Source organism: Metabacillus kandeliae (assembly GCF_021166585.1).
GTDB classification, from domain to species: Bacteria; Bacillota; Bacilli; order Bacillales; family Bacillaceae; genus Metabacillus_B; species Metabacillus_B kandeliae.
The window spans coordinates 1-12354 of record NZ_JAJOZE010000006.1; the positions used below are offsets into that span (position 1 = coordinate 1).

11 protein-coding genes are annotated in these 12354 nt (G+C 43.3%); 2 read left to right on the forward strand and 9 right to left on the reverse strand.

Features of this window, described 5'->3' with window-relative positions; translation table 11 throughout:
- Window positions 1-201: 201 nt before the first annotated feature.
- The 9 genes from LRR81_RS13575 to dnaA all read right to left on the reverse strand — a co-directional run bounded on the left by LRR81_RS13575 (window position 202) and on the right by dnaA (window position 11054).
- Window positions 202-1269: an HD-GYP domain-containing protein gene (locus LRR81_RS13575; protein WP_231789924.1), complete on the reverse strand. Its 1068-nt coding sequence runs from the start codon at window positions 1267-1269 to the stop codon at window positions 202-204.
- A gap of 146 nt (window positions 1270-1415) precedes the next feature.
- Entirely contained in the window at window positions 1416-3932 is a 2517-nt protein-coding gene (gene gyrA / locus LRR81_RS13580) for a DNA gyrase subunit A (protein ID WP_231789925.1), read from the reverse strand.
- A gap of 232 nt (window positions 3933-4164) precedes the next feature.
- A complete protein-coding gene (locus LRR81_RS13585; RefSeq protein ID WP_231789926.1) occupies window positions 4165-4497 on the reverse strand; it encodes a hypothetical protein in 333 nt (110 codons plus the stop codon).
- A 162-nt stretch (window positions 4498-4659) separates the two neighbouring features.
- On the reverse strand, window positions 4660-6582 hold the full coding sequence (gyrB, locus tag LRR81_RS13590) for a DNA topoisomerase (ATP-hydrolyzing) subunit B (protein ID WP_231789927.1): 1923 nt from the start codon (window positions 6580-6582) through the stop codon (window positions 4660-4662).
- Window positions 6583-6630: 48 nt separating this feature from the next.
- On the reverse strand, window positions 6631-6891 hold the full coding sequence (remB, locus tag LRR81_RS13595; protein ID WP_231789928.1) for an extracellular matrix regulator RemB: 261 nt from the start codon (window positions 6889-6891) through the stop codon (window positions 6631-6633).
- 16 nt (window positions 6892-6907) lie between these two features.
- Complete coding sequence (gene recF / locus LRR81_RS13600; protein ID WP_231789929.1) at window positions 6908-8020, reverse strand: DNA replication/repair protein RecF; 1113 nt, start codon at window positions 8018-8020, stop codon at window positions 6908-6910.
- A gap of 25 nt (window positions 8021-8045) precedes the next feature.
- The gene (yaaA, locus tag LRR81_RS13605; RefSeq protein WP_231789930.1) at window positions 8046-8267 is read right to left on the reverse strand and encodes a S4 domain-containing protein YaaA; all 222 of its coding nucleotides are present in this window, start codon (window positions 8265-8267) and stop codon (window positions 8046-8048) included.
- A gap of 110 nt (window positions 8268-8377) precedes the next feature.
- Window positions 8378-9514 (reverse strand): DNA polymerase III subunit beta, encoded by a 1137-nt coding sequence (dnaN, locus tag LRR81_RS13610; RefSeq protein WP_231789931.1) that lies wholly within the window; start codon window positions 9512-9514, stop codon window positions 8378-8380.
- Window positions 9515-9707: 193 nt separating this feature from the next.
- Window positions 9708-11054, reverse strand: a complete 1347-nt coding sequence (gene dnaA / locus LRR81_RS13615) for a chromosomal replication initiator protein DnaA (RefSeq protein ID WP_231789932.1) — start codon at window positions 11052-11054, stop codon at window positions 9708-9710.
- A 602-nt stretch (window positions 11055-11656) separates the two neighbouring features.
- Between dnaA and rpmH the strand changes: the two genes are divergently transcribed.
- Entirely contained in the window at window positions 11657-11791 is a 135-nt protein-coding gene (rpmH, locus tag LRR81_RS13620; protein ID WP_066059809.1) for a 50S ribosomal protein L34, read from the forward strand.
- A gap of 182 nt (window positions 11792-11973) precedes the next feature.
- Complete coding sequence (rnpA, locus tag LRR81_RS13625; RefSeq protein ID WP_231789933.1) at window positions 11974-12333, forward strand: ribonuclease P protein component; 360 nt, start codon at window positions 11974-11976, stop codon at window positions 12331-12333.
- The last annotated feature ends 21 nt before the right edge of the window (window positions 12334-12354 follow it).

Below are 12354 nucleotides of genomic sequence, written 5' to 3' on the forward strand. Positions count from 1 at the left end.
ACTTTTAAAATTCTGTCACTCTCTTAGGAGTAACTATTTTATTATATATCATCAGCCTAGCGAAAGTCAACACTTTTTTTAGTTTGTTTTTTCGCTGTTTTGGTTTCTCAAAAGCTGACTTAAATGATTATAGCAGGCTTTATTTAATCTGACAATAGAAAAAAGAGAGGTTTTCCTCTCTTTTTAAAAAAATGTTTATATCTATATAATTTCTTCTATATGCATGTCTTTTCTAGCTGTTAAAGCTATGATTTCATTTGTATCAATCAGCTTGACCATCGGCCTGGTAGGGTAATTCTGCTCCACGAAGACGACTTCTGCATAGCGGCCGTCTGACAGTCTTACTTTTGCGCCGTTGGAAGTTTTCACAATAGCTTTAGTCAGAACGCTTGTAATACTAAGATCAAATTTGCCGAAGTAGTCCTGTCTGATATGTTCCAGCACTTTAAACGGCGACATTTTAGGACGGTATGGCCTGTCGCATACCATTGCCTGGTAGGTATCAGCTACTGCGGCAATTTTCCCGTATGGATGCAGCTGTTCTCCTTTCGCTCCAAGAGGATAGCCGCTCCCGTCCAGCCGCTCATGATGCTGCAGCACTCCGAGCTTTACGCCTTCTTTAATAGCCGTCAAGTCTTTGATCATCTTATAGCTCATCACAGAGTGCTGTTTGATTTCCGCAAATTCCTTATCCGTCAGCGCAAGCTTCTTCCATAGAATCGTTGGTTCCATTTTTGCCATGCCTGAATCCAATAGCAGACCTGTAATGGAAATTTGGTTGATTTCTCCTTGGGGCATGTTCAGCCTTGATGCAAGGAAGGCACTTAGGAGGGCAACGGAAACGCAGTGATGATAAATATACTCTTTTACGTTAGCATAGTAAGGCGTTTTAAAAATCTCTTCCGGATGCTGGAGGCCTTCTTCAACAAGCGGAAGAATTAAATTCCTTACCTTCGCGATATCAACAATGGCACCTGACTGCCAGCCTGTATACAGTTTCTTGAAGCTGTTTACAGCTTGCTGGTATTTTTCAGCAAATTGGTTATTTGTATTGTTTTCAAGTCTATTTGCTTTGGTATTATCAGATGCTTCCCATTTGCCGTTCTGAATCCCTTCAGCGTGCACTTCGCTGATCAGAAAGGCTTTCAGGACTTCGATCAGCTCTTTTGTGAGAACTGTATTTTTTCCCATCAGCGGATATTTCGAGTGCAGCATAACGTCTTCCGTTAGCACATATCCGCTTTCAAGCTCATGTACAGCAACTTTCATTCTTGTACCTCTTCCCCATGTTCGTGTCATTTTACCTATATTATACATGGAATAAGGAGAATTTTGTCATTCTTTCAAGATAGATTTCAGTAAAAATTTTCAAGATGAGGCCATAAAAAAAGGTGCAGCAAATGCTGCACCTCTTATTATTCTTCGTCTGCTTCTATAATTGGCGGCTCTGGAGCATTCTCGATGTTAGCCTCAGCAGCCTCTTCTATTTCTTCTTCGATCACTTCTTCTTTTTCTACTACAGCTATTGTCGCAACGTGTTCGCTATCACCTAGTTTGATAAGCTTAACACCCTGCGTATTTCTGCCAAGGGAAGAAATTCCTTCAATACCCATCCGGATCAGTACGCCTGAGGCGGTGATCAGCATAAGATCTTCCTCGCCGGCTGTCGCTTTGACTGATACAACTGTACCGTTTTTCTCCGTGATGTTGCAGGTTTTGATTCCTTTTCCTCCGCGGCTTTGAATGCGGTATTCGTCAGAAGGCGTTCTTTTTCCGAAGCCGTTTTTCGTTACAGTCAGAATCTCGGTGTTTTCTTCGAGTATTTCCATCCCCACAACTTCATCCTCTGAATCAAGCGTAATGCCTTTTACGCCTGTTGCAGTCCGGCCCATCGGCCTTACATCCTTTTCAGGGAAACGGATCAGCATGCCATTCTTTGTTCCGATGATGATCTCTTTGGATCCGTCTGTCATTTTAACAGAAATGAGCTCATCTTCTTCCCTCAGATTAACGGCAATTAGTCCGCTGTTGCGGATGTTGGCAAATTGAGACAAGCGCGTCCGTTTTGATATCCCTGTTTTAGTAGTAAAGAACAGGTACCAGTCATCCGCAAATTCAGATACTGGAATAATAGCATTGATCCATTCGCCTTTTTCCACTTCCAGAAGGTTAACGATCGGAAGGCCCTTAGCTGTTCTGCCGTATTCAGGGATTTCATATCCTTTTGTCCGGTATACTTTTCCTTTGTTGGAGAAGTAAAGAATTGTATCATGAGTGGACGTTGTAAGGAGATGCTCAACAAAGTCGTCTTCATTTGTTCCCATTCCCTGAATTCCGCGGCCGCCCCGCTTTTGGCTTCTGTATGTGGAAAGCGGCAGACGCTTAATGTATCCGTTATGGGTCAGCGTCAATATGATGTTTTCCTGTGGAATCAGGTCTTCATCTTCGATAATCTCCGCTCCGCCCGCGATAATTTCCGTGCGGCGTCCATCATCAAAGCGCTCTTTAATTTCATTGAGCTCTTCTCTGATGATTTCCAGTACTTTTTCCTCGTTAGCCAAAATCGCTTTTAACTCTGCAATCAGCTTAACAAGGTTTTGGAATTCTTCTTCAATTTTTTCTCTTTCCAATCCTGTTAAACGCTGAAGGCGCATGTCCAGAATGGCCTGAGCCTGCTTATCAGACAGGGAGAACTGCTCCATCAAGCCTGTCCTGGCAATCTCAGTTGTTTGAGAGCTGCGGATCAAGGCAATGACTTCATCAAGGTGATCAAGTGCAATTCTTAACCCTTCTAAAATATGTGCTCTTGCTTCGGCTTTTCTGAGCTCGAAAGCTGTCCGGCGGCGTATGACAACCTTTTGGTGGTCAAGGTAATGAACAAGTGCCTGCTTCAGCGACAGAACCCGCGGGTGGCCGTCAACGAGCGCCAGCATATTGATGCCGAAGCTTGTTTGAAGAGCCGTCTGTTTATAGAGATTATTTAAAAGAACATTTGCATTGGCGTCTTTTCGAACCTCAATGTAGATTCTCATCCCGTTACGGTCTGATTCATCCCTGAGGTCTGTAATGCCTTCAATCCGCTTATCGCGGACAAGCTCGGCAATTTTTTCAATCAGTCTTGCTTTGTTTACCTGGTAAGGCAATTCCGAAACAATGATAACCTGCTTTCCTGTAGAGGTTTCTTCAATCTCTACTTTCGCTCTGACTGTAATAGAGCCTCTGCCGGTTTCATATGCCTTCCTGATGCCGCTTCTTCCGATAATTTGTCCGCCTGTCGGGAAATCCGGGCCATGAACAATTTCCATTAATTCTGCTGTTGAAATTTCTTCATCCTTGCTGACCGCAAGAACACCGTCAATAATTTCACCAAGAGAATGAGGAGGAATGTTTGTAGCCATCCCAACCGCAATGCCTGTAGCACCGTTTACAAGCAGATTGGGAAAGCGGGAAGGAAGAACAATTGGTTCTTTTTCTGAACCGTCATAGTTATCCTGATAGTCGATCGTATCTTTATTAATATCGCGGAGAAGCTCCATCGCAATTTTGGACATTCTTGCTTCAGTGTAACGCATCGCAGCAGCAGCATCGCCATCGATGGATCCGAAGTTTCCGTGGCCGTCTACAAGCATGTGGCGATAGTTAAAGTCCTGTGCCATGCGCACCATTGTTTCGTAAACGGATGAATCACCATGCGGGTGATATTTACCGATAACTTCCCCGACGATACGGGCTGATTTTTTATGTGCCTTGTCACTTGTCATGCCAAGGTCATTCATTGCGTAGAGCACACGGCGGTGAACAGGCTTTAAGCCGTCACGGACATCCGGAAGTGCACGGGATACGATAACGCTCATCGCATAATCCAAGAAAGAAGAACGCATTTCCTGGCTTATATTTACTTCTTTTACTTGAGGCTTTTTATTTTCATCCATGGGTTTAACCTCCCCTAAGTTAGGATGGGAGTTAGAATTTTGTCACTATCTCCGTTTATTGAACAATCAAAAGATTGGATTATGTATGGATTAGGCCATATTCTCCATTATAGCAATAATCAGGGCTTAATACACGCCTATTCCCTAAATTCCTGCAAAAGCACGCTGTACGCACGGGAAAAAATAAAAAACACCCGAAAAGGACGGGTGCGTGCAGCTCTGAGCTGTTTTTTCAGTAATAATATGGGTAGCCATAGTAGGGATAGCCATAACCATAACCATAATACGGATAGCCGTAAAATGGTGCAGACAAAAGCGCCCCTGCTGCCAGTCCTCCAAGAAACGGAAATCCGAACCCATATCCAAATCCGAACGGTCTGCCGAAGCCATAGCCGAATCCTGGACCAAAACCGAATCCCGGGCGGCCAAATCCAAATCCTGGTCTTCCGAAACCAAACCCCGGTCTGCCAAAGCCAAATCCTGGTCTTCCAAATCCAAACCCCGGACGGCCGAACCGTCCAATTCGTCCAAAGCGCTCTTCTGTCTCTATAGATTGATTTTGCATTTTTTCCCCTCCTCATACCTGATATCTCTACACTTGTATAGATATGCTTGGGGGCTTTTTCAAGGTATAGGCAGATGTCCCGTCATGAAATAATTAAAGCAAATGCTTTGAAGAAAAAACAAAAAAGCCTGAAACAGCTTTCTGCTTCAGACTTTTCAATATTTAAATATCCAGGTTTTTTACATAGCGGGCATTTTCTTCAATGAAGTTTCTTCTTGGTTCTACTTTATCGCCCATTAGAATATCAAATGTTTCATCGGCTTCAATGGCATCCTCCAAGTTTACCTGCAAAAGGGTTCTTGTTTCAGGATCCATTGTTGTTTCCCACAGCTGTTCAGGGTTCATTTCTCCGAGACCCTTGTACCGCTGAATGCCTGGCTTCGGCTGCTCAGGAAGTTCAGCCATCAGCTTCTCCATCTCTCTGTCATTGTAGGCATATTCAATGCGCTTGCCTTGCTGCACTTTATAAAGAGGCGGCTGGGCAATATAGACATAGCCTTTTTCGATGATCCCTCTCATGTATCTGTAGAAGAAGGTGAGAAGCAGTGTCCGAATGTGGGCGCCGTCTACATCCGCATCTGTCATAATCACAATTTTATGGTAGCGGGCTTTAGCAATATCGAAATCCTCTGCAACCCCTGTACCGAGCGCGGTGATAATCGCTCTTACCTCATTGTTGGAAAGAATTTTATCAAGGCGCGCTTTTTCCACGTTGATGATTTTTCCTCTAAGAGGCAAGATCGCCTGGAAATGTCGGTCGCGTCCCTGCTTGGCAGATCCTCCCGCTGAATCTCCCTCAACGACATACAGTTCGCTGATGGACGGATCTTTGGAAGAACAGTCCGCAAGTTTACCCGGCAGGTTGGAAACTTCAAGAGCACTTTTGCGGCGGGTTAACTCTCTTGCCTTTTTCGCGGCCATCCTGGCCCGTGCTGCCATTAAACCTTTTTCTACAATTTTCTTGGCTACAGGCGGATTTTCGTAAAGGAATTTCTCAAATGCCTCGTCAAACAGATTATCTGTGATCGTTCTCGCTTCTGAGTTTCCAAGCTTCGTTTTCGTCTGGCCTTCAAATTGCGGATCAGGATGCTTAATGGAAACAATGGCTGTTAAGCCTTCGCGCACATCGTCCCCTGACAGGTTGGCATCAGCATCTTTGAAAATATTATTTTTGCGGGCATAATCATTGATGACGCGGGTGAGAGCCGTTTTAAAGCCCTGTTCATGCGTACCGCCTTCATACGTATGGATGTTATTCGCAAAGGAATAAATGCTGCTTGTATAGCTGTCATTATATTGCAGGGCAATTTCAACGGTAATGCCGTCTCTTTCCGCCTCAATAAAGACAGGCTCTTCATGAATCACTTCACGCGTGCGGTTCAAATATTCCACATAGGATTTGATTCCGCCTTCGTAGTGATATTCGTTCTTCCGCTTATGCTCCCTTTTGTCCTCAATCGTAATTTTAATATTGCGGTTCAGGAAGGCAAGCTCTCTGATTCTCGTGGAAAGGGTCTCGTAGTCGTACTCTGTGGTTTCTGTGAAAATTTCAGAGTCTGGCTTAAAGTGCGTAATCGTTCCTGTTACTTCGGTATCTCCGATAACTTCCAGATCACCTGCTGGAACACCGCGCTCAAATTTCTGATGATGGATTTTCCCATCTCTGTGAACCCATACTTCAAGTACTTTGGAAAGGGCATTAACAACAGAAGCCCCTACCCCGTGAAGACCGCCGGAAACCTTGTATCCGCCGCCGCCAAATTTTCCTCCTGCATGGAGAACGGTCATAATGACCTCAACTGTCGGCCTTCCCATTTTCTTATGAATACCGGTTGGAATACCCCGGCCATTATCTTTTACTGTGATGCTGTTATCTTCTTCAATCGTCACATTGATCTCATCAGCAAAGCCTGCAAGAGCCTCATCTATACTGTTATCAACAATCTCCCAGACAAGATGATGCAAACCTCTTCCGCTTGTTGAACCGATATACATACCAGGTCTTTTGCGGACGGCTTCAAGGCCTTCCAGCACCTGTATCTGATTCTCGTCGTATGCTTGCTGTTCTACTTTATTTGGTTCCATAGCCAATATTTTCACCTACACTTTTCTAAAGCAGCTATAAACCGGGTGCTATTTACCGGTTTGAAAATCTATATCAAAAGCTGTTTGCGCTCTTTTTTTCAAAGTCCCTGATGCCAGTGAAGAAAAATAGATTTTATCGACTGTTACAACGATGGATTTCGTATCCATTCCTGAAATCCCATTCATTTCGGCATCTTGTTTTTCTAGAAACTCCGTAATGATCGGTGAGGATTTAGATGTCGAATAATCCAGAATCATCACGACTTCCTTTGATGGAACAACGAAATTATCCCCTAAATGTATGTACACAGCTTCACCTCATTTTTTAAGCTTCAAGGGCACCTGCCGCAATATGGTACGTTGCAGCCTGCTTCAGGGTTTCATGGTCAATGCCTTCCACGCTTGTTGTGGTCACAAAGGTTTGAACCTTTCCCTGAATGGTGTTTAGAAGGTGGGACTGCCGGTAATCGTCAAGCTCTGATAACACATCATCAAGAAGCAGTATGGGGTATTCCCCGATCTCTTCTTTGATCAGTTCAATCTCTGCGAGCTTCAAAGACAGTGCGGTGGTCCGCTGCTGCCCCTGTGAACCGAATGTCTGAACATCCCTGCCATTCACATAAAAAACCAGATCATCGCGGTGGGGTCCGGCGAGGGTAACGCCGCGTTCGATTTCCCTCTCTTTGAGTTTATCAAACTTTTCAAGATATTCTTCATTCATTTTCGACAAAACCGGTTCTTCTGATACCTCTATGCCAGTTTTATATTCTATTTTCAGCTCTTCCAGCCCTCTGGATATTCCGGAATGGATCGGCTGCGCCCATTTTTCAAGCTGTGTGATGAAAGCCTTCCTCCTCAGCACCAGTCTTGACGCCATATCGCTGAGCTGCACTGTCAGCACTTCCAGCATGGTCCTGTCGCTTTGGCGCTTTGTTTGAAGCTGTTTTAAATAATGGTTGCGCTGCTGGAGCATTTTTTGATACTGGCTGAGCTCATGCAAATAGACAGCCGATACCTGTCCAATTTCCATGTCAATAAAGCGTCTGCGGACCTGAGGGTTTCCTTTGACAAGATTCAGGTCTTCAGGCGCAAACATGATGACATTTACCGCACCGATGTACTGGCTGAGTTTTTTCTGTTCAATATGATTAACTTTTGCTTTTTTGCCCTTTTTGGAAAGAACAAGCTGAATGGGGATCGAACCGTTGTGTTTTACCACCCTTCCCTCTATTTTAGCATACTCTTCATCCCAGCGGATAAGATCTTTATCATTTGAGGTGCGGTGTGATTTCGCCATGGCCAGCACGTAAATGGCTTCCATCAGGTTGGTCTTTCCCTGTGCATTCTCACCGAGGATCACATTGACTTTATTGTCAAAAGAAACAGCCAGTTCTGTATAATTTCTATAATTTTTTAATTCCAGATCTGTAATATGCAAAATGACACCAACTTCTTTTGGCCTTTTATCTGGCTATTGTAAATTTGCCGATCTCTTTTATCTCAATGACATCATTTTCGCGGAGTTTTTTTCCTCTCCGGTTTTCTGCTTCATCATTTACATAAATTTCATGCTCGGCTAAGAACCATTTTGCCATACCGCCTGATTGAATGATATCGGCATGTTTTAAAAATTGTCCTAATGTAATAAATTCCGTATCGATTTTGACTTTCTGGCCGTTTGCCATCTGAATTTGCCTCCTTTTGTCCACTAAAAAAGTTATCCACATGTGGATAGTGAAGAAAGCTACTAGCATTCAGTCTAGTAGCTTTCATTGTATCAGATTATTTCATGCTATTAATACGTTCTTACAGGCAGGATCAGCTGAAGGATGGAATCATCCTCCGGAATTGTGATGACGAACGGGCGCATCGCACCTGTAAAGCTAACTGTGATTTCAGTGCCTTCCACTGCCTTTAAAGCATCCATCACATATTTTGCACTGAAGGAGATTTTCAATTCTTCGCCTTCTGTGCTTTGTGTCTGAACTTCCTCAAGTACTTTTCCGATCTCAGGAGAGTTAGAAGAAATTTCTACCATGCCTCCAGGAAGAGTTGAGAATTTCACGACGTTGTTTCTTCCTTCTCTTGCAAGGAGAGAAGCCCTGTCAATTGCCTGAAGGAAATCCCTTGTGGCAATGTTGATGACCGTTTTGCTTTCATTCGGGATCAGTCTTGATGTATCAGGATAATTTCCATCAAGCAGCCTTGAGAAAAAGAGAAGATTTCGCGTTTTAAATAATACTTGGTTTTCTGTCACAACAATATCGACCAGTTCATTGCTGTCATCAAGAAGCTTGTTCAGTTCATTCAGGCTTTTGCCCGGAATAACAACATTGTGAGCAGAAGCAGCGTCAGATTCAACAGGTGCTTTTCTCATACCGAGGCGGTGGCTGTCAGTGGCTACGCATATCAGCTCGCCGTTTTCCAGTCTCCAGTTTACCCCTGTCAGAATTGGTCTTGTTTCAGATGCCGATACTGCAAAGACCGTTTGTCTGATCATTGTTTTTAATAGATCCGTCGGAATCCTGAAAACATTATTTTCTTCAATTTGAGGCAATTGCGGATATTCTTCAGCATCCAGCCCGTTCAAATTGAATTCTGCTTTACCGGAACGGATCACAGCATTCAGGTGATTTTCCACCGTTATTTCGACAGCGTCCATCGGCAGCTTTTTCACAATTTCACTGAAAAATCTTGCTTGAAGAACAATGCTGCCAGGTGTGATGACCTCAACGTTTTCTTTTCCGTCTTCCTCAGCAGGGATAAAGGATTCGATCGAAATATCAGAATCACTTCCTGTTAATGTAACGCCTTCTTCCGAAGCAACCATTTTGATGCCTGTTAAAATCGGAATCGTAGTTCTGGAAGAAACAGCTTTCATTACATCCTGTACACTTCCAGCAAGTTTATCTCTTTGAATGACAAATTTCATCTTGGTACCTCCTTGTAATGCGAAGGGCATTTTCTATCACGCTTATTTATTATTTTTTTAAAGAAAAATAGTAGTAGTAATAGTAGGGCCTGTGATTATGTGGATAACTCTAAAAAAGAAAGGAAACACAGTCTATCAACATGTGGATAGACTGTGCACAGCTTTAACTGGTTTATACACAGAATTCAGGGTGCTAGCTTTTTAGCATTTCCTGAATTTCTTTAATTTGTCTTTTTAATAGATCATCCGACTGCAGCAATTTGCTGATTTTTTCATGAGCATGAATGACTGTCGTATGGTCTCTGCCCCCGAATTCTTCCCCGATTTTCGGCAAGGAGGAATCTGTCAGCTCCCGTGAAAGATACATGGCGATCTGACGGGGAAAGGCAACAGACTTAGTCCGCTTCTTCGCTTTGAAATCCTCAAGCTTAATCTGATAATGCTGTCCTACGGTTTTTTGAATATCATGTATGGTAACGATTCGCGGCTTAGAGCTTGGAATAATATCCTTCAGCGCTTCAGCAGCCAAATCGGCGTTAATGTCTTTATTAATAAGAGATGAATAAGCAACAACGCGAATAAGTGCACCCTCAAGTTCTCTAATATTGCTGTCGATTTGATTGGCGATGTAAAGCATGACTTCGTTCGGGATATCAAGTCCTTCAGCCTTTGCTTTTTTTCGCAGAATGGCAATTCTTGTTTCCAGGTCCGGCGGTGTTATGTCTGTAATAAGTCCCCATTCAAAGCGGGATCTTAGCCTGTCCTCAAGTGTAGGAATTTCCTTTGGCGGCCTGTCGCTTGAAATTACAATCTGCTTGCTTTCCTCATGCAGCGTATTGAATGTATGGAAAAACTCCTCCTGGGTCTGTTCTTTCCCCGCAAGAAACTGAATATCATCTATTAGCAGAACGTCGACACTTCGATATTTATTGCGAAAATCGACGGCCTTATTGTCACGAATTGAATTGATAAATTCATTGGTGAACTTTTCGGAAGATAAATAGACAACCTTTGCTGATGGTTTGTGATCCAATACATAATGCCCGATGGCATGCATAAGGTGAGTTTTTCCGAGCCCTACTCCCCCGTAGATAAACAGCGGATTATACGCTTTTGCCGGTGCTTCCGCAACAGCGAGCGATGCAGCATGTGCAAAACGGTTGCCTGATCCAATGACAAACGTGTCAAATGTGTACTTTGGGTTGAGCATGTTTTGAGGAAGCTCAATTTGCTCATCCTCTTTTTCCATCTGCCGGATTGGTGTTTTTGGGAGAATCTCATCCTCATTTTGATTGGCGGGGATAACAAATTTAATTGCAAGCTCTTCCCCTGTTAAATCATAGATTGTCTGAGCGATTAAATGCAGGTATCGTGATTCAAGCCAGTCTCGGGCAAATTCATTCGGTGCCGTGATTGTTAGTGTATCGCCTTGCAGTCCATGTGCCTTGGTAGATTTCAGCCATGTGTCGAAGCTTGGCTTGCTGAGTTTTTTCTCAATTAGGCCAAGGGCTCTGCTCCAAAGCTCGGAGATGTTTTCCATTCAGTCTTTTCCCCTCCTTTATCCAAGTATTTCTTTCTCTATCTGTCTCTCCCCGGTTGTTTCAATGAACGAAAAGAGCAGCTGCCGAGGGCTGTACAATGTTTGTATAACAGTCAAAATGCCCTTATGTATAAATATACGTTTACAGCTGATTGTTGAAAAATATATAATATAGTAGAAAAACGTCTTTTCGACAACATCCACGGGCTGTGGACAACTAAAAGCACAGGGTGTTATCAATCTTTCCACACCTTATCCACAATCTGTGGATAAGCAAATGGAGAGCATGGTTTTTTCAGAGTGAAAACACAAATATAATATCAAACTTACTGAAGGCTTGCAAGACATCCTTCTGACTTATCCACACCAGGAACACCCTGTCGAAAAAACTTGTCCACAGGGGAAGATTTTGTGAAAATCCTGTCGATAAAGGGTGTGGATAACACTTTTCGGCGCGAAAAAATATCCACAGGCCAGAAAAACACGCTGGGAAATAAATTTTTACCAAAAGAAATATTTTTATAGAGTTGACAATTTGCATGACTGTTCTCTATAATCAAAAAGACTGTCTTAAACAGCTATTCCTCAGGGAGGTGCATATAATGAAAAGAACTTATCAACCAAATAAACGCAAGCATAGCAAAGTTCACGGTTTCCGCAGCCGTATGAGTTCAGCGAACGGCCGCAAAGTATTGGCTCGCCGTCGCCGTAAAGGAAGAAAAGTATTATCCGCATAGTCCACTGAAAACTGTCAGTGGTCTTTTTTTTACATGTCCTGCTAAGGCCAGGATGCCCGTTTACAAGGAAGAGGAATAAGAAATACTGTAGCTGGATCACAGTTGGAATGGACATCCTGGAAACAGCGGGTAAACCAGTAGCCTGTTTGCCGAGGCGAAACAGGGATACCGGAGATGAGAAGATGAAAAAAAGAAATCGAATTAAAAAAAATGATGATTTTCAAGCAGTGTTTAAAAAAGGGAAATCGATGGCCAACCGCCAATTTGTCATTTATATGCTGGACAACCATGAGGAAAAGGAATTCCGCCTCGGGCTTTCAGTCAGCAAAAAAATTGGAAATGCCGTCACCCGAAACAGAGTAAAACGCCTGATCCGCCAGATTTTCCAGGAGGAAAAGGAATCCTTGCAAACAGGCAGGGATTATATTGTCATCGCTAGGAAACCAGCGGCCGAAATGAGTTACGAAGAAGTAAAAAGCAGCTTGTTTCATCTTTTTAGAAAAACAAGCATGCACAAAAAAAAGAAAAATCCGGGTTCTTAGACCCGTTCATTAAATTGGTCT